Raw genomic sequence first — 21247 nt, forward strand, 5'->3', positions numbered from 1 at the left:
ATGCCCGAAGAGAAGAACGACGCCGCATTCAACGATTCCGTCGACGCCCTGATCCAGGCGCGGAAAAGCCGCGACTGGCTGTCCGCCCTGCCGACCCGCCCCACCAGCGAGGCCGAGGCCTACGCCATCCAGGACGCCGTGGCCCGCCGCCTCGGCCCGGTCGTCGCCTGGAAGGTCGGCGCCCGCACCCCGGACTCGGAGCCGTTCCGCGCTCCCATCCACGCCGACACGCTGTTCTTCGACACCACGGTGCTCCCCGCCGCTGACTATCAGGTCATCGGCATGGAGGCCGAGATCGCCTACACATTCGCCAAGGACCTGCCGCCCCGCGCCGAGCCCTACAGCCGCGAGGAGGTTCTCGACGCCGTCGAGTCCGTCCATCCCGCCTTCGAGATCGTCGACACGCGCTTCGCCGGCTTCGGTTCGCAGGAGTGGTTCAGCCACATGGCCGACCAGTTCAACCACGGCGCCCTGGTGGTCGGTCCGGCCATCGCCGACTGGCGCTCGTTGGAGCCGCTGAAGGAGCGGGTCGCCCTCGTCGTCGACGGCGAAACGAAGGCCGAGACGGTTGCCGGCAACTCGGCGGGCGAGCCGGTGCGGCTTCTGGTGTGGATGGCCAACACCGGCGCGGTCAGCCTGGGCGGCCTGAAGGCCGGCGACGTGGTGACCACCGGGTCGCACGTCGGCACCGTCATGGTCCCGGCGGGCAGCACGTCGGTCGCCGTGTACGGGACGATGGGCACCTACGAGCTGACGGTGATGTAATCGGACTGCCCTGGCGCCCACCAGGGCAGCTTTTGTAACCCTCTCCCCTCTGGGGAGAGGGGACCACTCCTCACCCGAACACCGACGCCCCGGCCTCGGCACTGCCGACCGCCCGGCGGAACACGCCGAACAGCTCCCGCCCGCAGCCGACACCGGCATCGGCCGGCGCGTCCGCCAGCGGGCGGGCGTTCCATTCCGCGTCGTCCACCAGCACCTCCAGCGTGCCGCGCTCGGTGTCCAGCCGCAGCCGATCGCCGTCCCGGATGCGCCTCAGCGGCCCGCCCGCGGCGGCTTCCGGCGTGACGTGGATCGCCGCCGGGACCTTGCCCGACGCTCCCGACATCCGCCCGTCCGTCACCAGCGCCACGCGGTAGCCGAGATCCTGAAGCACACCCAACGGCGGCGTCAACTTGTGCAGTTCCGGCATGCCGTTGGCCTTCGGCCCCTGGAAGCGGACCACCACCACAACGTCGCGGTGCAACTCGCCGCGGCGGAACGCCGCCTGCACCGATTCCTGATCGGTGAAGACGCGGGCCGGCGCCTCGATCACGCGGTGATCCGGCTTCACGGCGGAGACCTTCACCACCGCGCGGCCCAGCGGCCCGCTCAGCACGCGCAGCCCACCCTCCGCCGCCATGGGCGACGACACCGGAGCCAGCACGGCGGGGTCGAGGCTTTCCCGAACCGGCGCGCCGCGCACCAATTCACTCCCCTCCAGCCGCAGCGGGCGGCGGTAGGCGGCGATGCTGTCGTCCTCCCACACCGTGGCGGCGTCGCCGTGGAGAAGCCCGGCGTCGGTCAGTTCCCCGATCAGGAAGGCCATGCCGCCCGCCGCCTCGAAATGGTTTACGTCGGCGCTGCCGTTCGGGTAGACGCGGGCGAGCAGCGGCACCACCGCCGACAGCTCGGCGAAATCCTCCCAGGTCAGGGTGATCCCCGCCGCCGCCGCAATGGCCGGCAGATGCAGCGTGTGGTTGGTCGAGCCGCCGGTCGCCAGCAGCCCGACCACCGCGTTGACGATGGCGCGCTCGTCGACGATCTCCCCGATGGGCGTGCGCAGGGCGACCACCCGCCGCGCCGCCGCGTCGTTCAGCGCGTCGCGCAGCGGCGTGCCGGGGTTGGCGAAGCTCGCCCCCGGCAGATGCAGCCCCATCATCTCGACCAGCATCTGGTTCGAGTTGGCGGTGCCGTAGAAGGTGCAGGTGCCCGGCGCGTGGTAGGACGCGGCCTCCGCCTCCAGCAGGGCGTCCTTGTCCAGCTTGCCCTCTGCGTATTGCTGGCGGATGCGCCCCTTCTCCTTGTTGGGCAGGCCGGAGGGCATCGGCCCGGCGGGCATGAAGACAGTAGGCAGATGGCCGAAGGACAGCGCGCCGATCAGCAGTCCCGGAACGATCTTGTCGCAGACGCCGAGGCACAGCACGCCGTCGAAGGTGCCGTGCGACAGGGCGACCGCCGTCCCCATGGCGATCACCTCGCGGGAGAACAGCGACAGCTCCATCCCCGGCTCACCTTGGGTGACGCCGTCGCACATGGCCGGCACGCCGCCCGCCACCTGGGCCACGCCGCCCGCCGCGCGCACCGCCGCCTTGAGCCGCTCCGGGTAATCGCCGTAGGGCTGATGAGCGGACAGCATGTCGTTGTAGGAGGTGACGATGCCGATGGCCGGCGTGGAGCCGCCGCGCAGCGCCGCCTTGTCCTCCGCCGCGGTGCAGCCGGCGAAGCCGTGCGCCCGGTTGGCGCAGCCCAGCGCCAGACGGCGCGGCCCCTGCGCCGCCGCGGCCCGCAACCGTTCCAGATAGGCGGCTCGGGTGGGCTGGCTGCGCTCCCGGATGCGGCGGGTAACGGCGTCGAGGACGGGATGAAGACTCGTCATGGCGCGATCCTTCCAGACGGCGGACTGTTCAGGCAGCGGGAGCGATCCGAGAGGAAACGCGGGCGGCGATCTCCGCCGGGCTGGCGTCGATGTCGCAGACGATACCAAGCTCTCCGGCCTCCAGCGGCTCCAGCGCCGCGAACTGGCTGTCGAGCAGGGTGGTCGGCATGAAATGGCCGGCGCGCAGCGCCATGCGGGCGTGGATGGTGTCCCGGCTGCCGTGGAGATGGACAAACAGGACGCGCGTCCCGCCGGCGCTCAGCCGGTCGCGGTAGCGCCGCTTCAGCGCGGAGCAGGACACGACGATCGGCGCCTTCGCCTCCCGCGCCAGGACGATGTGGGCGGCGATGGTGTCCAGCCAGCCCCAGCGGTCCTCGTCCTGAAGCGGGATGCCGGCGGACATCTTCGCGATGTTCTCCGGCGGGTGGAAGCCGTCGCCCTCCAGGAACTGCCAGCCGAGCCGCCGAGCCAACTCCTCCCCCACCGAGGTCTTGCCGCAGCCCGCCACGCCCATGACCACGATCGCGTCCACGGCCCCGCTTATGTTAGCGGTAACATCAGGAGTCGGGAGAGCGCTCATGCCGGTCGGTCCTCGAAACAATATGAGTGGGGAGTGATGCGCATGTTACCGCTAACAAACGAGGCTTGTAAAGCCCAATCCGGCGCGGGATAATGGCCGCCGGACAACTGGAACGCTGATGACCGCCACTCCCCGCAAACCCCGATCCTCACGCAGCGGACGCGCCACCATGGCGGACGTCGCCGCCGCCGCCGGGGTCAGCGCCATGACCGTGTCCCGCGCCCTGCGCCGGCCCGACACGGTCAGCGAGGAAGTGCGCGCCCGCGTCGAGGAGGCGAGCCGCCGCCTGGGCTTTGTGCCCAGCCGCGTGGCGTCGGCGCTGGCCTCGGCGCGGACGATGACGGTGGCGGTGCTGATCCCCTCGCTAACCAACGCCGTCTTCATCGACCTGCTGGCCGGCGTGCAGGAAGCGCTGAGCCCGCAGGGCTACCAGCCGCTGATCGGCATCACCGGCTACGGCCCTGAGGCTGAGGAGCGCGTCCTGCGCACGCAACTCGCCCACGATCCGGACGGAGTAATCCTGAGCGGGCTCGACCACACGCCGGGCACCTGGGATCTGCTGCGCAGCCTGACGATCCCGGTCGTCCACACCATGGACCTGACCGCGGAGGTTGAGCACGGCGACTGCCCGGTGCAGACGGTCGGCTTCTCGCAGTACGACGCCGGCTACGCCGTCGGCGCGCATCTGGCCGCGCGCGGGCGGCGGCGGATCGGGTTGATCGCCGGGCAGCTCGACCCGCGGACGCGGCAGCGCTGCGACGGCTGGCGGCAGGCGCTGCGCGACGCCGGGCGGCACGACCCGGCGCTTGAGTTGATGGTGCCGGACGCCACCTCCGTCGCGCTGGGCGCGGAGCTGCTGGAGCGCGCGCTGGCCACCCACCCCGACACCGACGCGCTGTTCCTGTGCAACGACGATCTGGCGCAGGGCGCGCTGTTCCAGTGCGCGCGGCTCGGCATTCCGGTGCCGGAGCGGCTGGCCGTCGCCGGCTTCAACGATCTGGCCGGGGCGGCCTGGACCGTCCCGCCGCTGACCACCGTCGCCACCCCCCGCCGCGCCATCGGCGTGGAGGCGGCCCGCCTGCTGATCGCGGGCATGGCGGACCGGACACCGAAAGACCGGGAAAATCCGCGCCGCGTGGATCTGGGCTTTCGCCTGATGGTCCGCGAGACCACTTGAGAGACCGCAACCGACCCCCGCGCTGCGGGGTTCCATCAAAGAGAATGTACGGGAGTTCGTCGTAATGGTGCAGGGCAACTCGACCAGGACCGGAGCGGATATCGCTGTCCTCGGCCTGGGCGTGATGGGGCGCAACCTCGCCGCCAATCTGGCCGACCATGGGGCCGTGGTGGCGGGCTACGACCTGGACGAGGGGCGCCGCGGCGCCTTTGCCGCCCAGGTGGGCAACGCCGTCCCCTGCGCGTCGGTGGAGGACCTGCTGGGCGCGCTCAAGGCGCCGCGGACGATCCTGATGATGGTGCCCGCCGGCGCCCCGGTGGACGAGCTGACGGCCGCCCTGCTGCCCCGCCTGTCGCCGGGCGACGTGCTGATCGACGGCGGCAACTCCCATTTCCGCGATACCAACCGCCGCGCCGCGCTCGCCGCGACGGCGGGCGTGCGCTTCGTCGGGCTGGGCGTGTCGGGCGGCGAGGAGGGAGCGCGGCGCGGACCGGCGCTGATGGCCGGCGGCGACGCCGAGGCGCTGGCCCCCGTCGCCCCGCTGCTGGCCGCCATCGCCGCCCGCGCCCCGGACGGCGAGTCCTGCTTCGCCCGCGTCGGGCCGGAAGGGGCCGGCCATTTCGTCAAGATGATCCACAACGGGATCGAATACGCCGACATGCAGCTGATCGCCGAGGCGTATCATCTTCTGCGCGAGATCGGCGGCTGCTCCTACGAGCGTCTGGCGGACATCTTCGCCGAGTGGAACGGCGGGGAACTGGCCTCCTACCTGATGGAGATCACCACCGACATCCTGCGCACCAAGGACGGCGAGACCAACGCCCCGATCCTGGAGGTGATCCGCGACGCCGCCGGCCAGAAGGGCACCGGCCACTGGGCGGCGACCACCGCGCTGGAATTGGGCATGCCCGCCCCGACCATCGCCGAGGCGGTGCACGCCCGCTGCCTGTCCGCCCTGAAGGACGAGCGCGTGCGCGCCGCCGAGGCGCTGGCCATCCCGCACGCTCCCTCCACGGAGGATCTGGTCGCGTCGGTCGGCGACGCGCTGCTCAGCGGACGGATCGCGGTCTACGCCCAGGGCTTCGCGGTGATCGCGGCGGGCAGCCGACAGTTCGGCTGGGACGTCGATCTGGCGGCGGTGGCGCGCATCTGGCGCGGCGGCTGCATCATCCGCGCCCGCCTGCTCGACCGCATCCTGACCGCGCTGAACCGCGCGCCGGAACTGCCGAACCTGATGCTGGACCCCGACATCGCCGGCCTGATGACCCGCGGCGACGCCGGCTTCCGCCGCGTGGTGGCCGCCGCGACCCTGGCCGCGGTGCCGGTGCCGGCGATGGCCTCGGCCCTGTCCTACTGGGACGGCTACCGCAGCGGCCGGCTGTGGGCCAACATGATCCAGGCCCAGCGCGACTACTTCGGCGCCCACGGCTATGAGCGCACGGACCGTCCGGGCATGGTGCACACGGAGTGGAAGGGGGCCTGAGGCCGCCACGCTGCCCCCTCCCCGGCCCTCCCCCGCTTTGCAGGGGAGGGAGTCTTGTCCCCTCCCCTGCGATAGCGGGGGAGGGCTAGGGAGGGGGCCCCGTCGCGACCTCTCACCCCTTCGGAAACACCGGCGCCCGCTTCTCAAAGAAGGCGGTCACGCCCTCCCCGGCCTCGTCGTGGAACAACGACTCCACGAAGGCGTCGCGCTCGCGGTCGAGCTGGTCGGCCAGCCCGCCGTAAGCCACCTCCAGCAGCCCCTTGGCGCGGCCCAGCGCGGCGGTCGGGCCGGCGGCCAGCCGCTCCGCCCAGGCGGTCGCCTCGGCCAGCGCACCGCCCGGAGCGGTCAGCCGGTTGATCATGCCGAGTTGCGCCAGACGCGGCGCCCCGACGCGCCCGCCCTCGAACAGGATCTCCGCGGCGAGCTGCGGCGGCAGCGCGCGGGCCAGCGACGCCGTGCCGCCGCCGTCCGAGGTCAGCGCGACCTTGATGTAGGACAGGGTAAACACCGCGTCCTCCGCCGCGACGATCAGGTCGCAGGCCAGCGCCAGCGGGAAACCCGCCCCGCCCGCCGGCCCCTCGACCGCAGCGATCACCGGCTTGGGGCAGGCACGCAGGCTGCGGATCATGGCGTGGAAGCTCTCCACCCCCGCCCGCACCGACTCGCGGTCGCCGCCGCGCGCCTCCTTCAGCCATTTCAGGTTGCCGCCGGAGCAGAAGGCCCCCTCGGCACCGGTCAGCACCACCGCCCCGACGCTCGCGTCCGCCGCCGCCGCGTCAAAGGCGGCGCGGGCCGCCTCCATCAGCGCCGGGCCGATCGAGTTGCGGGTGGCCGGGTCGTTGATGGTCAGGCGCAGGACACGGCCGTCCTGCGCGATGTCCAAACCAGTCTTCTTATCGTTCGTGTTGTTGGTCATCGGGACGTTCCCTCCGGATTTTCGCTTCCGGGGGCATATTTGAACATTCCCTCGGCGGACGCCAGCAGCGCGCCGTCGTCCTTGCGCCGCACCTCGCCCCGGCAACCCACGATCTTGCGCCCGCCGCCCAGCAGCGTGCCGCGCGCCACCACCGTGCCTTCCGCCACCGCGCCGAGGAAACTGGAGGACAGCGACAGCGTGACCAACCGGCGCGAATGGCCGGGCACCGCGCAGTGGGTCGCCGCGAATCCCATGACGGTGTCGAGCAGGGTCATCAGCGCGCCGCCGTGCAGGACACCGCCCCGGTTGCGGTGCTGCGGAGCGATGGTCAGTTCCACCTCCGCCATGCCCTCCTCCCAGCGCACCAGCGTGTAGCCGAGCAGGGTCTGGAAGCCGGAGGCCGGTTCCCCCTTCATCAAGTCGTCCATAAAAGCGCTCTCCAACCCGTCTTCTTGGTTCTGGAGCGCCAGTGTCGCACACATCCGCCTGTCAGTGCCGCCGCGCCGCCTTCAAAAAGCGCTCGCGGTCGCTGGAGCCGACGCGCATGTCGAAGATGTCGCCTTCCCGTTCCATGGTCAGCGGCACGTCGACCCCCGCCGGGCCGAGGTTCCACAGGGCGCGGTAGAAGTCGGCCAGCGAGCCCACCGGCTGCCCGGCCACCGCGCGCACCACGTCGCCGGCCCGCAGTTCCGCCCGTTGCGCCGGTCCGTCGCCGGCCAGACCGACCAGCACCACGCGCTCCCGCTCGTCCTGCGTGGCGTAGAGGCCGAGCCAGGGGCGCGGCGGACCGCTGACCTTCCCGCGGGTCATCAGGTCGTCCAGGATCGGCTTCAGCAGGTCGATCGGCACGTTCATGTTCAGCGGCAGGACGCGCTCCTCCGGCGCCCGGTATTGGAGTTGCAGGGAACCGATGCCCAACAGTTCGCCCCCCGCCCCCAGCATCGCCGTGCCGCCCCAGTTGGGATGGGCCGGCAGGGTGAACAGGGCGTCATCGATCATGTACTCCCAGTAGCCGGCGAATTCCTGCCGGGCGACCACCCGCGCGGTCAGCGACCGCTCGCGCCCGCCGGCCCCGGCCACCACCACCGGGTCGCCCAACTCCACATGGCGGGAGGAGCCGAGCATCAGCGCCGGCACACCCAGCGGCGACAGCGCCTGCACCAGCCCGAACCCGCTGGTGTGGTCGTAGGCGACCACATGCGCCTGCACCGCCCGCCCGTCGTTGGTGGTCAGCCAGACCTCCTCGGCCTCCGCGATCAGATAGCCGATGGTCAGGACCAGCCCGTCCTCGCGGATGACGGCGCCCTGCCCGGCGCGCTCCGTGCCCAGCACGCCGGCGGTGTAGGCGTCTTCCGGAACGCTGGCCCGCAGTCCGACCACGGCGGACAGCGCCCGGTCCAGATCATAGGCCAGATCATCCGGGTCGGGCTGGAATTGCGGCGGAATCCGCCAGTCGTCGGACGGGTTCATCGGCGGCTCCTTTGCGCAGGGGGGCGGTATGATCCTCTCCCCTTTCGGCGTGATTCTCTATGACGTTATTTGGGTTCCATGGCCTTATTTGGGAAGTCGATGGCGCCTGCTAAGCCCGGCGTTCCATCCCCCCCTCCTCCGCGCGTGAAACCAGCGAGCCGCAGCGATGTTGTCCGGGATCGCTTCACCAAGGCGACCAACCGAGGGAGGACATGATGGGCCTGTTCGATTTCTTCCGCCGCGATCATGGCGAGAAGGTCGGTGCCGCGGACACTCCGACCGCCGACGAGCTGAAATCCCACCTGACGCAGGTCGGCCTGCCGACCAACGGGCTGGACATCCAGGTCGCCGACGACACGGTGACCGTCCGCGGCAGCGCCGCCTCTCAGGAGGAGAAGGAGAAGATCGCGGTGGCGCTCGGCAACGTGAAAGGCGTGTCGCGGGTGGATGATCAGACCGCCGTCATCGCCAAGGACCAGGGGCCCGGCGGCCCGGACCAACCGACCGCGCCGCCCACCGAGCAGCCGGCCAGCCAGACGCAGTTCCACACAGTGGAGAAGGGCGACACCCTGTCCGCCATCGCCAAGAAGGTCTACGGCGACCCCAACCGCTACAACGCCATCTTCGAGGCGAACAAGCCGATGCTGAAGGACCCGAACAAGATCTACCCCGGCCAGGTCCTGCGCATCCCGCCGCAGTGAGACGGCACCGTCCCGCGGCGGCGAGGCTCCGCCGCGGGATCGGTCCGCAAAGGTGCAGATCGCGCCGGATACTCCCGTCATTCCGACCGATCTCGAATTGCTCCGCCCAAGCCCGTCCGGCAGGCTCCCCACGGCAATCGGCAGGGAGGCGCAGGCCATGAAGATCATTGGATATCCGGACGAACTCATTCCGCGCGTCGCGGCGGCCAGCCTGGGAACCTGCCAGGACCGCCCGGCCTGTGCGAAGTTCCTGGAGGGACTTGCCGCCGCGGAAAAGGCGTTCGAGTCGATCACCTGGAACCGGGTGATGCTGCACGCCCTCGCCAAGCCGGAGCCGCTGGACGACGACGTCATCAGCACCTACGAAGCCGAGGTGGCCAAGGTCATCACCCTCCTGCTCCGGAAACTGAAGACCGTTGGCACTCTGGCCGCGGAGGCCGCGAAGGATCTGGGTGTTCTGACGAAGGCCCACCCGAAGGCCACGGTGGCGAAGAAGGCTCTGGCCTTCGCCAAATCGGTGCCGGGCGTCACAACCAAGCTCATCAAGGCGTTCGAGGAGGCCATCGCCAAGGATCGCAAGGACATCAGCGCCCGGCTGGCGAAGGATGAAGCGGCCTATGAAAAGCAACGGAAGGCGGACCAGAAGGCGCAGACCAAGGACAGTCCGTTCGTGAATCCCTTCGAAAAGAAGGGAATTGAGGAAATCCTGAAAAGCAACAAGCTGACGCTGCTGTTGCACGCCGTCGCCGAGCAGGGGAAAACCGGCGAGAACATCGAGTTCCTCTCGATCACCCGCAAGGGCGTTGATCAGAAGAACGCACCCAAGCTCTACAAGGTGTTTATCAACCAGAACAGCGCCAAGGGCCTGAACATCGACGATCATCTGCGGAATGATTTTCTCAACGGGATCGACAGCGGCGCCTACACGGACGCTCTGAAGAGCATCCGGACGCATGTGCTGAAAGTCGTGAACGAGGACACGCTGCCGCGCGCCAGGAAGCTCGACGAGACGGCCTTGCGCAAGCTCGGCTACAAGTGACCGTCAGGCCGCGCCTCAATCGGTGCCGGCTCGCCAGCGGGTCAGGCGCGCCGCCAGCCGGTCGAAGCCGGCGTCCAGCACCACCGCCAGGGCGGCTACGATCACCGCACCCTGGATGACGTAGGCTGGGTTGGAGCCGTTCAGCCCGACGATGATCGGCAGGCCGAGCGTCTTCGCCCCGACTGTGGAGGCGATGGCCGCCGTGCCGAGGTTGACGACCGCCGCCGTCCGCACCCCGGCCAGGATCACCGGGGCGGCCAGCGGCAGTTCTACCCGCCACAGCATGGCACCCGGCCCCATGCCCATGCCGCGCGCGGCCTCGCGCACCGGTTCCGGCACCGATTCCAGGCCGGCCACGGTGTTCTCCACGATGGGCAGCAGTCCATAGAGGGTCAGGGCGATCAGCGCCGGGGCCGGGCCGAAGCCGAGGACGGGGACCGAGACGGCCAGCACCGCCACCGGCGGGAAGGTCTGGCCCATCGCCGCCACCGCGTCGAGGATGCCGCGGAACTCCCGTCCGAAGGGCCGGGTCACCGCGATGCCCGCCGCCCCGCCGAGCAGCACCGCGATCAGGCTCGCCCCGCCGGCCAATGCCAGATGGTCCAGCGTCAGGGCGAGGAAGCCGTCCGCCTCGTACAAGGGCCGGTCGAGCGCCGGGAAGGCTGCGGCGAACAGTGGCTTCAGCGCCGGCATCCCCAGCACCAGCGCCGCCAGGACGAGGAGCCCCAGCGCCAGCCGGTCCGCCAGCAGACTTCGCAGGCGGCTCACGACCGGCCCGGCCCGCGCAGCAGGTCGGCGAGGTGGAGCGCGCCCGCCGGGCGTCCCTGCCCGTCCGCAACGGGTAGCCGGTCGGTCCCGCGCGCCACCATTGCGGCCAGCGCCTGACGCAGCGACGCCCCCGCCGCCAGGGGATCGCCCGGCGCCGTTTCGCCGGGGCGCATCCGCTCCGCCACCGTCTCCACGGCCAGCCGCTTCAGCCCCCAATCCTCGCGCCCCACCAGATCGCGCACCCGGTCGTCGGCGGGATCGGTCAGGATGTCGAGCGGCGTGCCGGTCTGCACCAGCCGCCCGCGGTCCAGCACGGCGATCCGGCTGGCCAGCGCCAGCGCCTCGTCCATGTCGTGGGTGACGAAGACGATGGTGGTCCCGGTCGCCTTGTGGATCGCCGCCATCTCCGCCTGCAAGGCGCCGCGGGTGATCGGGTCGAGCGCGCTGAACGGCTCATCCATCAGCAGGATGTGCGGCTCCGCCGCCAGCGCGCGGGCGACGCCGACGCGCTGCTGCTGCCCGCCGGACAGCTGGTGCGGGTAGGCGCCGCGGTAGCGCTTCGGGTCGAGATTCAGCAGAGTGAGAAGTTCGGTCACCCGGTCGCGCACCCGCGCCTTGGGCCAGCCGAGCAGGTCCGGCACGGCGGCGATGTTGCGCTCCACCGTCCAGTGCGGAAACAGCCCGATGCTCTGGATCACGTAGCCCATGCGGCGGCGCAGCGCTTCCGGCTTCAGGCGGGCGATGTCCTCGCCCTCCACCCGGATGGTCCCGGCGTCCGGTGCGATCAAGCGGTTCATCATCCGCAGCACCGTCGACTTGCCGGATCCGGACGGTCCGATCAGCACGCGGAACTCACCCGCCGCCACGGTCAGCGACAGGTCGTCCACGGCGGTCCACGCGCCGAACCGCTTGGTCACTCCCTCGAAGTTGATCACGCCGCCGGCCTCCCGAGTCGCGACAGCGCCAGCGCCGAGGCCAGCTTCAGCGCCGCGTCGGCGGCGACGGCCAGCAGGATCACCGGCACCGCCCCCAGCAGCACGAGGTCCAGCGCGTTGGCGAACAGCCCCTGGAACATGATCGCCCCCAGCCCGCCGGCGCCGATCAGCGCCGCCACCGCGGCCAGCCCGACCGCCTGGACCAGCGTGATCCGCAGCCCGGCCAGGAACACCGGCAGGGCCAGCGGCGCCTCGACCCGCCAGAAGATTTGGCGTGGAGTCATGCCGATGCCGCGCGCCGCCTCCCGCACCGGCTCCGGCACGCCGGCCAGCCCGGCGGCGGTGTTGCGCGCGATGGGCAGCAGCGAATAGAGCGTCAGCGCGATCACCGCCGGCACCGGCCCCACCCCGCCGATGCCCAGCCCCGGAAAGGCGGCGGCCAGCGCCGACAGCGGGGCCAGCAGCAGCCCGAACAGGGCGATGGACGGAATCGTCTGCACGACGTTCAGCACCGGGAAGACCAGCCGCCCCACGGCGGGGGAGCGCTGCGCGGCGATTCCCAGCGGCACGCCGATCAGCAGGGTCGGTGCCAGGGCCGCGGCGACCAGGGCGGCGTGGCGCAGCACGGCCCCGGCGAAGACGTCCCGCTGGTTGGCGTATTCCTTCATGATCGAGAGCTGGTCGAGATGCCCGGCGGCGAACTGCCCGCCGATCAGCGCCGCTGCCAGAGCGCCCACGGCGACCCGCCCGGCAGGCCCCAGCCCCAGCCGCCGTACCCCGTCGAGAACAGCAAGCAGAGCCGCCGCCTCCATCACCCAGAAGCCCGCCCCGAAGGAGGTCCGCGCCGCCGGGCTGGCCGTCGCGGCGAGTTGTGCGGCGTGCTGCCCGGCCAGCCAGACCAGCCCCGCCGCCGCCAGAACGCCCGCCCCGACATACAGGGCATTCACCGCCCGGCCCGCCCGCAGGAAGGGCACGGCCAGCAGCAGGGCGACCGGCAGCAGCGCCGCCCCGCTCCACCCGGCGCCCGCCACCGCGCTCAGCGCGATGGCCTTGCCCGACAGCAGCCGATTTGGCGCGAAGCCGAGGAACGGCAACCCGAGCGCCGCCGCCACGGTCATGACGGCGAGCAGCAGGGCGACGCGGTTGTGGATCAAACGAACGCGGGCCATTCCGTAGGTTCAGGCCGTCAGTTCAGGAAGCCTTTCGACTTCAGGTACGTCGTGGCGACCGCGCGCGGGTCCTGCCCCTCCACGGAAATCTTGGCGTTCAGCCCGCGCAGGGTCTCGGTGTCGAGGGACTTGAAGACCGGGTCCAGCAGGTCGCGGATCTTGGGATGGGCATCCAGCACCCCGTCGCGGATGGTCGGGGCCGGGGCGTAGACCATCTGCGCGTTCTTGGTGTCCTTCATGACCACGAGGTCCAGCGCGGCGATGGCGCCGTCCGTGCCGTAGACCATGGCGGTGTTGACGCCGGACGTGCCCTCCGCCGCCGCGCGGATGGTCGCCGCCGTGTCGCCGCCGGCCAGCACCAGGATCTGGTCGGGCTTCAACGTGAAGCCGTAGGATTTCTGGAAGGAGGGCAGCGCCGCCGGGCTTTCCACGAACTCCGCCGAGGCGGCGAGCTTCGCCGTGCCGCCGGCACCGACCCAGCGCGAGAAATCCTCCATGCTGGCGAGATTGTTGGGCGCCGCCACGTCGCGGCGCAGCGCGATGGCCCAGGTGTTGTTCGCCGGGGCCGGGGTCAGCCAGACGATGTTGTGTTTGTCCCGGTCGAGCTGCTTCACCGTCTCATAGCCGGCGGCGGCGTTTTTCCAGGCCGGATCGCTGTCGAGGTTGAAGAAGAAGGCGCCGTTGCCCGTGTATTCCGGATAGACGTCGATCTCTCCGGCAAGTAGGGCGCTGCGCACGATCCGGGTGGGGCCGAGCTGGATCTTGTTCTCGACCGGAATGCCGTTGGCCTCCAGCACCTGCAGGATCATCGTGCCGAGCAGGCCGCTTTCGGCGTCCAGCTTCGATCCGACACGGACCTTGTCCGCCGCCGCGGCGCTCCCCACCGTCAGCAGCGCTCCCAGCGCCAGGGCGGCTACCGCCCGAACCACACGCCGCATCCCCCGCATCCTCCCAACCATCGTCCAATCTGTCCGTCCGCCAGCATGGGGAAGCCGGGCCGCCCCGGCAACCCACCCTTTCCGCCTGTGCGGCCCTCCATTTTGGAGAAGAGGGTCACGCCGTGACGTGGTCCTCCGCATCGCGGGCCGCCCGCGCCCCGGCGCCGTCCACCCAGCCGCCCAGCTCGCGCTCGACAAGATCGGCCAGGAAGATGACATGGTCGGGATGGTCGTTCAGGCAGGGGATGTAGGTGAAGCGCTCGCCACCCGCCGCCATGAAGGCGTCCTTCACCTGGAACTGGATCTCCTCCAGCGTCTCCACGCAGTCGGCGGAGAAGCCCGGCGCGATCACCGCGATCTTGGTCTTGCCGGCGCGGGCCAGCTCCTCGACCGTCTTGTCGGTGTAGGGCTTCAGCCACTCCGCCTTGCCGAAGCGCGACTGGAAGCTGTACTGCACGCGTCCCGGCTCCCAGCCCAGCCGCTCGGCCAGCAGGCGTGCGGTCTTCACGCAGAAGCAGTGGTAGGGGTCGCCGCGGTCGAGATAGACCTTCGGCAGGCCGTGGAAGCTCGCCAGCAGCACGTCCGGCGTGTGGTCCAGCGCCGCGATGTGCCGCACCACCGAGCGGGCCAGCGCCTCGATGTAGCCCGGCTCGTCGTGATAGGCGGGGACGGTGCGCACCGCCGGCTGCCAGCGCATGGTCATCAGCTGGCGGAAGGCCTGATCGTTGGCCGTGGCCGTCGTGGTCGCCGAATATTGCGGGTAGAGCGGGAACAGCAGGATGCGGTCGCAGCCCCGGTCCTTCAGCCGCTGGATCGCCGGGCCAACCGCCGGCTGGCCATAGCGCATGGCCCAGTCCACCACCACGCTGTCGCCGTGCCGCGCCGCCAGCGCCGCCGCGACACCCTCCGCCTGGGCGCGGGTGACGGTCTTCAGCGGGCTTTCGTTGCGCTCCTCGTTCCAGATGCTTTTGTAGGCATGGCCGCTCTTGCCTGGACGCACGGTCAGGATGATGCCGTTCAGCACCGGCCACCAGACCGCCTTCGGCACCTCGATCACGCGGGGGTCCGACAGGAACTCCTTCAGGTAGCGGCGCATCGACCAGTAGTCGGTCGCCTCCGGCGTTCCGAGATTCATCAGAAGCACACCGACGCGGCGCGCGGGAACCGGCGGATGGTCGGCGGGCTTGGAGATAGGCTGCATGATGTCGGTCACCTCGATGTCGCGGCGGGCAGCATAATAGCGGGCCGAACCCATCGGAAGCAGCCCTTTGTCCCTATGCGGTCGATAGGGCCGGGCTATCCTCCGGCCGTTCGGACAGGCTCTTCCGTCCGGTCCGCCGGCCGATCCGCGAAAACGGATTTCAGATCGACCGCACCGTCCGACCGCGCGTCGAGGTCGAGTTGCCTCTCCACTTCGTCGAGATGCTCCATCATCAGCCGCATCGCAGCACCCGGCGGGCCGGACTCCAGCGCCTCGACGAAGCGTCGGTGCTCGGTGGCGGAGCAGGAGTGGGAGGACCGCCGCTCGAACGCCGCGATGGCGAGGCTGGAGCGGTCGATCAGGTCGGCCAGGATGCCGGCCAGCGTGGCGTTCCCGGCGAAGTCGGCCAGCAGGTGATGGAACTGCCCCGACAGGCGGATCAGCGCCATGCGGTCGCCGGCCCGGTCGGCCTCCTCCTCCCGCGCCAGATGGGCGCGCAGCTTCGCCGACATCTCGTCCGGCAGGGGGCGGGGGGTGCGCTCCAGCGCCTCGACCACGGCGCGCTCGATCACGCGGCGGGCCTCGAACACCTCGCGCGCCTCCCGCGCGGTGGGCTTGGCGACGAAGGCGCCGCGGTTGGGGATCAGCGTCACCACGCGCCGCTGCGCCAGCAGCAGCAGCACCTTGCGCACCCGCTCGCGGCTGACGCCGAACACCTCGGCCAAGCTCTCCTCCGCCAGCTTGGTGCCGGGCGGCAGCCGGCGGTCGGCGATGGCCTCGCCGATGCTGCGGACGATGCGGGCCTCCGCCCCCTCCCCCCGCCCGCGAACGGCGCGGCGGGGGGCGCTCAGGACAGTTTTCATGACGGCACGGGCGCTGTTCAATTCGTTGCCGCAGATTGTGCACAAAACGGACCAGCGGACAAACACGGTCGCCGCGCCTTGCCCATGCATCGGGCACAGTTCACCCATGCACAATTTCGCGCCACAGCGCTGAAATCCTGACCAATCGCTGATTGTCGCCGCCGAAAAGTCGCGGAATTCCGCCATTTGCACGCTGGCATGGAACTTGCGGACAGTCTCGACAGCCGCAGCGGGACCTGCGGATTGTGCACAAAACGGGAGAGAGCCATGACCACCGGATCGACTGTCGAGCTGGTGAAGCTGCGCAAGTTCTACGGCTCCACCGTCGCCGTCGATGGCATCGACCTGCGCATCGCCGCCGGCGCCTACTGCTGCCTGCTCGGCCCCAGCGGCTGCGGCAAGACCTCCACGCTGCGCATGATCGCCGGGCATGAGGACATCTCCGACGGCGACCTGCTGATCGGCGACACGGTGGTGAACGGGGAGCCGCCGGCCCGCCGCGGCACCGCCATGATGTTCCAGAGCTACGCCCTGTTCCCGCACCTGGACTGCACCGACAACGTCGCCTTCAGCCTAAAGATGAAGGGTGTCGCGAAGGAGGAGCGGCGGCGCCGCGCGCGGGAGATGCTGGACCTCGTCCACATGTCCCAGTACGCGGACCGGCTGCCCGCCCAGCTCTCCGGCGGCCAGCAGCAGCGCGTGGCGCTGGCCCGCGCGCTGATCACCCGGCCGGGCGTGCTCCTGCTCGACGAGCCGCTGTCGGCGCTCGACCCCTTCCTGCGCATCCGCATGCGCGAGGAGCTGAAGCGTCTGCACACGGAACTCGGCATCACCTTCGTCCATGTCACCCACAGCCAGACCGAGGCGATGGCGCTGGCCGACCTCGTGGTGGTGATGAACCAGGGCCGGATCGAGCAGGCCGGCCCGCCGCGCGAGGTCTTCAACCAGCCGCGCACCGCCTTCGTCGCCCGCTTCATCGGCGGCCACAACGTGGTGGAGGACGCCGCCGGCCGCCGGGCCGTGCGGGCCGACCGCATCCTGCTCGGCCAGCCGGCCACTTCCGCTGAGGGGACCGACCACCAACTGGAAGGCACCGTCCGCGCGCTGGAGTATCACGGCGCGTCGGTCCACCTGACGCTCGACGTGCCGGGCGCCGAGGACTTCGCCGTGGTGCTGGACGAATCCCGTTTCTACGACGCCCCGCTTGCCATCGGCGACCGCGTGACCGCGGGCTGGAAAGCGCGCGACGTCCACCCCCTGGTTGCCTGATTTCCCGACCAATCCCCAAGAACCGACTCCCAAAAACCGACCGACCATACTGGAGGCACAGAGCATGACCGAGACGCGCACCGGCTCGCCCCTTTCCGCCGGAATCACCAAGGGCGGGACCACCACGGGCGTCAGCCGCCGCACGCTGCTGAAGGGCACCGCCGCCGCCGCGGGTGTCGCCATCGGGTCGGGGGCGATCACCGGCTTCCCCACCATCTGGGCGCAGAACATCAAGAACGTCACGCTGCGCCAGTTCGGCACCGGCGTGTCGAACCTGAACGCCGTCGCCGACAAGGTGAAGGAGGATCTGGGTTTCACCCTGCAGATGACCGCGCTCGATTCGGACGCGGTGGCCCAGCGCGCGGTGACCCAGCCGAAGTCCTACGACATTGCCGACATCGAATACTGGATCTGCAAGAAGGTCTTCCCGGCCGGCGTGATGCAGCCGATGGACGTCTCCAAGATCAAGAACTTCGACAAGATCGTCCCGATCTTCGTCAACGGCAAGCTGACCCCGGAGAGCGCCGTCGCCCAGGGCACCGCGCCGCACACCGTCGGCTTCGTGGAGGGCAAGGACAGCATCAAGTTCGCCAAGTCGGCGACCCAGTGGATGACGCTGATCCCGACCATCTACAACGCCGACACGCTGGGCATCCGCCCCGATCTGGTCGGCCGCCCGATCAGCAGCTGGAAGGACCTGCTCGACCCGGCCTTCAAGGGCAAGGCGTCGATCCTGAACATCCCCTCCATCGGCATCATGGACGCCGCCATGGTCTGCGAGGCCATGGGCGAGGTGAAGTACGGCGACAAGGGCAACATGACCAAGGAGGAGATCGACAAGACCCTCAAGATCATGACCGACGCCAAGAAGGCCGGGCAGTTCCGCGCCTTCTGGAAGACCTTCGACGAGAGCGTCAACCTGATGTCGTCAGGCGAGGTCATCATCCAGTCGATGTGGTCGCCGGCCGTCGCCGCCGTGCGCGCCAAGGGCATCCAGTGCCTCTACCAGCCGCTGAAGGAAGGCTACCGCGCCTGGGGCGGCGGCCTCGGCATCGCCAAGCATCTGAGCGGGCTGGAGCTGGAAGCGGCCTACGAGTACATCAACTGGTACCTGTCGGGCTGGGTCGGCGCGTATCTGAACCGCCAGGGCTATTACTCCGCCGTGCTCGACACCGCGAAGGAGCACATGTCGCCGGACGAGTGGGCCTTCTGGATGGAGGGCCAGCCGGCCAAGACCGACATCCTCAGCCCCGAAGGCAAGGTGATGGAGAAGGCCGGCGCGGTGCGCGACGGCGGGTCGTTCCAGGACCGCATGGGCCGCGTCGCCTGCTGGAACGCGGTGATGGACGAGGACCGCTACATGGTCCGCAAGTGGAACGAGTTCGTCGCGGCGTAAGGCACGAGGCCCCCTCCCTTCCCGCGGCGCGGCCGCGGGCCCCTTCCCTCCCCCGCTTCGCGGGAGAGGGGGATCATCCCCTCCCTCGCCGAAGGCGGGGGAGGGTCAGGGAGGGGGCACCGCAAATTCCCTTCACTCCCCCACGGCACCGGACCCCTCCGCCATGACCGTCTCCGCCGTCCCATCCGAAGCGTCCAGCGCGTCCGCGGCACCGCGGGGCGGCGGGGTGCGCCGTTCCGTGCTGCGCCGGGTCGCCCCCTATCTTCAGGCCGGGCCGCTGGCCTTGACGCTGCTGGTCTTCCTGCTGATCCCCATCCTGACCATCGTCGCGGTCAGCTTCTGGGACTACGACAGCATCCGCATCTACCCGGACTTCGTGCTGACCAATTACGAGGAGCTGCTGACCTCCCCGGTCACCTGGAAGACCTACCTGAACACGGTGAAATTCGCGGCGCTGACCTGGGTCATCACGCTGCTGATCGGCTTCACAGTGGCCTATTTCCTGGCCTTCCACGTCCAGTCCACGACCTGGCAAATGGTGCTGTTCCTGGTCTGCACGATCCCCTTCTGGACCTCCAACATCATCCGCATGATCTCGTGGATTCCCTTCCTCGGGCGCAACGGGCTGCTGAACTCCGGACTGATCTCCGCCGGGCTGATCGACCAGCCGCTGGAGTTCCTGCTGTTCTCGGACTTCGCGGTGGTGCTGGCCTTCGTGCACCTCTACGCGCTGTTCATGGTGGTGCCGATCTTCAATTCGATGATGCGCATCGACCGCGCCCTGGTCGAGGCGGCGCGCGACGGCGGCGCCAGCGCGGCGCAGGTGGTGTGGAACGTCATCCTGCCGCTGGCCAAGCCGGGCATCGCCATCGGCTCCATCTTTGTGGTCACGCTGGTGATGGGCGATTTCATCACCGTCCGCCTGATGAGCGGCGGGCAGAGCGCCTCGATCGGGCTGATGATCGCCAACGAGATCTCGCTGCTCCAGTATCCCGCCGCCGCCGCGAACGCGGTCGTGCTGCTGGCCGTCGTCCTCATCATGGTCGTGGCGATGCTGCGCATCGTCGACATCCGCAAGGAGCTGTAAGCGATGACCGGCACCGGCAACCGGCGCGGCCTGTCCTTCTACCTGCTCGCCGCCTTCTTCGGGCTGTTCGTCCTGTTCCTCTACGGGCCGATCGCCACCATCACCATCCTGTCCTTCCAGGGGCCGGAGGGCGGGTTGACCTTCCCGATGAACGGCGTCTCCATCCACTGGTTCAAGAACCTGTTCGAGCAGCAGGCGGTCGGCGATTTCGGCGGCTCCTTCCGCCGCTCCATCGCGCTGGGACTGACGGTGATGGTGCTAACGGTGCTGTTCTCGCTGCTCGCCGGCTTCGCCTTCCGCCGACGCTTCCTGGGCAGCGGGGCGCTGTTCTATCTGGCGGTGGCGAGCCTGATTGTGCCGTCGATCCTGGTCAGCCTGGGCATCGGCCTGCTCTTCAACATCCTCGGCATCGAGCCGACCTGGTACGGATCGGCGCTCGGCGCGCATCTGACCTGGACGCTGCCCTTCGGCCTGCTGATCGTCTTCGCCATCTTCAACCGCTTCAACCCGGCCTACGAGGAGGCGGCGCGCGACCTCGGCGCCACGCCCTGGCAAACGGTGCGCCATGTGGTTCTGCCCATCCTGCTGCCCAGCCTGATCGGCGTCGGGCTGTTCGGCTTCACCCTGTCCTACGACGAGTTCGCGCGCACGCTGATGACCGCGGGGTCCTTCAACACGCTGCCGCTGGAGATCTACGGCATGACCACCAACGTCACGACGCCGGTGCTCTACGCGCTGGGCACGCTGACGACGCTGTTCTCCTTCACCGTCATCGGCCTGTTCCTCGCCGGGGTGATGATCCTGCGCCGCCGCCGGCTGCGGCGGACCGGCGCCGCCGGTTGAGGAAGGACTGATCATGCGCATCCTGGTCGTCAATCCCAACACCACAGCCTCGATGACCGAGAAGGCCGGGGCCGCCGCCCGTGCCGTCGCGGCGCCGGGAACGGAGATCGTCGCGGCCAACCCAGCCATGGGGCCCGCCAGCATCGAGGGCTATTACGACGAGGCGCTCGCCGTCCCCGGCCTGCTGGAGGTGATCGCCGCCCATGAGCGCACGGCCCCCGGCATCGACGGCGTGGTGATCGCCTGCTTCGACGATGTCGGGCTCGACGCCGCGCGCTGCCTCGCCGCCGTCCCGGTGGTCGGCATCTGCGAGGCGGCGATGAAGACCGCCACCCTGCTCGGCGGGCGGTTCAGCTTGGTCACCACCATGCCGCGCTCCGTCCCGGCGCTGGAGCATCTGGCGGAGCGCTACGGCGTGGCCGGACGCTGCCGGGTGCGCGCCGCCGGCGTGCCGGTGCTGGCGCTGGAGGACCCGGCGTCGGGCGCCGTGGAGCGGGTGCGCGACACCATCCGCCAAGCCATCGCGGAGGATGGGGCGGAGAGCGTCGTTCTGGGCTGCGCCGGCATGGCCGATCTGGCGCGTGCCCTGACCGCCGAGATGGGCGTGCCGGTGGTGGACGGCGTCACCGCCGCGGTGAAGCTGGTGGAGGGGCTGGCCGCGCTGGGCTTGCGCACCGGCAAGACCGGCGGTTACGCTTTCCCCCTGCCCAAACCCTACGCCGGGGACATGGCGCGCTTTGCCCCCGCCCCGCAGCCCTGAACCGGAGGGACGCC

21 protein-coding genes are annotated in these 21247 nt (G+C 70.1%); 10 read left to right on the plus strand and 11 right to left on the minus strand.

Features of this window, described 5'->3' with window-relative positions:
• On the plus strand, positions 1-765 hold the full coding sequence (locus tag DS837_RS24395) for a 2-keto-4-pentenoate hydratase (protein WP_149167104.1): 765 nt from the start codon (positions 1-3) through the stop codon (positions 763-765).
• Positions 766-835: 70 nt separating this feature from the next.
• Here DS837_RS24395 and edd read toward each other — a convergent pair whose 3' ends face one another.
• The gene (gene edd / locus DS837_RS24400; protein WP_149167105.1) at positions 836-2638 is read right to left on the minus strand and encodes a phosphogluconate dehydratase; all 1803 of its coding nucleotides are present in this window, start codon (positions 2636-2638) and stop codon (positions 836-838) included.
• Between the two features lie 28 nt (positions 2639-2666).
• Complete coding sequence (locus DS837_RS24405; protein ID WP_211102406.1) at positions 2667-3170, minus strand: gluconokinase; 504 nt, start codon at positions 3168-3170, stop codon at positions 2667-2669.
• 166 nt (positions 3171-3336) lie between these two features.
• On the opposite strand from DS837_RS24405, the gene gntR reads away from it, so the two are divergent.
• Both gntR and gndA read left to right on the plus strand, forming a co-directional pair.
• A complete protein-coding gene (gntR, locus tag DS837_RS24410) occupies positions 3337-4395 on the plus strand; it encodes an HTH-type transcriptional regulator GntR (RefSeq protein WP_486599239.1) in 1059 nt (352 codons plus the stop codon).
• A gap of 64 nt (positions 4396-4459) precedes the next feature.
• Positions 4460-5878: an NADP-dependent phosphogluconate dehydrogenase gene (gene gndA, locus DS837_RS24415; RefSeq protein ID WP_149167107.1), complete on the plus strand. Its 1419-nt coding sequence runs from the start codon at positions 4460-4462 to the stop codon at positions 5876-5878.
• Between the two features lie 112 nt (positions 5879-5990).
• Here the strand turns inward: gndA and DS837_RS24420 are convergent, their stop codons facing one another.
• The 3 genes from DS837_RS24420 to DS837_RS24430 all read right to left on the minus strand — a co-directional run bounded on the left by DS837_RS24420 (position 5991) and on the right by DS837_RS24430 (position 8264).
• Positions 5991-6794, minus strand: a complete 804-nt coding sequence (locus DS837_RS24420; RefSeq protein ID WP_149167108.1) for an oxepin-CoA hydrolase, alternative type — start codon at positions 6792-6794, stop codon at positions 5991-5993.
• Positions 6791-7222, minus strand: a complete 432-nt coding sequence (locus tag DS837_RS24425; RefSeq protein WP_149167109.1) for a PaaI family thioesterase — start codon at positions 7220-7222, stop codon at positions 6791-6793. Before DS837_RS24425 ends, DS837_RS24420 begins: the two co-directional genes overlap by 4 nt.
• Before the next feature lie 61 nt (positions 7223-7283).
• Positions 7284-8264, minus strand: a complete 981-nt coding sequence (locus DS837_RS24430) for a S1C family serine protease (RefSeq protein WP_149167110.1) — start codon at positions 8262-8264, stop codon at positions 7284-7286.
• A gap of 212 nt (positions 8265-8476) precedes the next feature.
• Between DS837_RS24430 and lysM the strand changes: the two genes are divergently transcribed.
• Both lysM and DS837_RS24440 read left to right on the plus strand, forming a co-directional pair.
• Positions 8477-8965 (plus strand): peptidoglycan-binding protein LysM, encoded by a 489-nt coding sequence (gene lysM, locus DS837_RS24435; RefSeq protein ID WP_282187586.1) that lies wholly within the window; start codon positions 8477-8479, stop codon positions 8963-8965.
• Positions 8966-9017: 52 nt separating this feature from the next.
• Entirely contained in the window at positions 9018-10004 is a 987-nt protein-coding gene (locus DS837_RS24440) for a hypothetical protein (protein WP_247890106.1), read from the plus strand.
• Between the two features lie 15 nt (positions 10005-10019).
• Here the strand turns inward: DS837_RS24440 and DS837_RS24445 are convergent, their stop codons facing one another.
• The 6 genes from DS837_RS24445 to DS837_RS24470 form a co-directional block, all read right to left on the minus strand.
• A complete protein-coding gene (locus DS837_RS24445; protein ID WP_282187587.1) occupies positions 10020-10772 on the minus strand; it encodes an ABC transporter permease in 753 nt (250 codons plus the stop codon).
• Positions 10769-11707, minus strand: a complete 939-nt coding sequence (locus DS837_RS24450; RefSeq protein ID WP_149167111.1) for an ABC transporter ATP-binding protein — start codon at positions 11705-11707, stop codon at positions 10769-10771. Before DS837_RS24450 ends, DS837_RS24445 begins: the two co-directional genes overlap by 4 nt.
• Entirely contained in the window at positions 11704-12876 is a 1173-nt protein-coding gene (locus tag DS837_RS24455; RefSeq protein WP_149167112.1) for an ABC transporter permease, read from the minus strand. The genes DS837_RS24450 and DS837_RS24455 overlap by 4 nt, the downstream gene beginning before the upstream one ends.
• Positions 12877-12893: 17 nt before the next feature.
• Complete coding sequence (gene osmF / locus DS837_RS24460) at positions 12894-13814, minus strand: glycine betaine ABC transporter substrate-binding protein OsmF (RefSeq protein WP_149167113.1); 921 nt, start codon at positions 13812-13814, stop codon at positions 12894-12896.
• 115 nt (positions 13815-13929) lie between these two features.
• Positions 13930-15069 (minus strand): ferrochelatase, encoded by a 1140-nt coding sequence (hemH, locus tag DS837_RS24465; RefSeq protein WP_149167114.1) that lies wholly within the window; start codon positions 15067-15069, stop codon positions 13930-13932.
• A gap of 41 nt (positions 15070-15110) precedes the next feature.
• A complete protein-coding gene (locus tag DS837_RS24470; RefSeq protein ID WP_247890107.1) occupies positions 15111-15878 on the minus strand; it encodes a GntR family transcriptional regulator in 768 nt (255 codons plus the stop codon).
• Between the two features lie 267 nt (positions 15879-16145).
• Between DS837_RS24470 and DS837_RS24475 the strand changes: the two genes are divergently transcribed.
• The 5 genes from DS837_RS24475 (at position 16146) to DS837_RS24495 (ending at position 21233) form a co-directional block, all read left to right on the plus strand.
• Entirely contained in the window at positions 16146-17147 is a 1002-nt protein-coding gene (locus tag DS837_RS24475) for an ABC transporter ATP-binding protein (RefSeq protein WP_149167115.1), read from the plus strand.
• A gap of 64 nt (positions 17148-17211) precedes the next feature.
• Positions 17212-18543: an ABC transporter substrate-binding protein gene (locus DS837_RS24480; protein ID WP_211102407.1), complete on the plus strand. Its 1332-nt coding sequence runs from the start codon at positions 17212-17214 to the stop codon at positions 18541-18543.
• Between the two features lie 163 nt (positions 18544-18706).
• Positions 18707-19630, plus strand: coding sequence for an ABC transporter permease (locus DS837_RS24485; RefSeq protein WP_137104899.1), 924 nt, complete (start codon positions 18707-18709; stop codon positions 19628-19630).
• 3 nt (positions 19631-19633) lie between these two features.
• Positions 19634-20473 carry an ABC transporter permease gene (locus DS837_RS24490; protein WP_149167116.1) on the plus strand — a complete coding sequence of 280 codons (840 nt, stop codon included), beginning with the start codon at positions 19634-19636 and terminating at the stop codon, positions 20471-20473.
• Positions 20474-20486: 13 nt separating this feature from the next.
• A complete protein-coding gene (locus DS837_RS24495) occupies positions 20487-21233 on the plus strand; it encodes an aspartate/glutamate racemase family protein (RefSeq protein ID WP_149167117.1) in 747 nt (248 codons plus the stop codon).
• Positions 21234-21247: the final 14 nt, after the last annotated feature.

The sequence above is a fragment of the Azospirillum brasilense genome (assembly GCF_008365405.1).
In the GTDB taxonomy this organism is placed as follows: domain Bacteria; phylum Pseudomonadota; class Alphaproteobacteria; order Azospirillales; family Azospirillaceae; genus Azospirillum; species Azospirillum brasilense_D.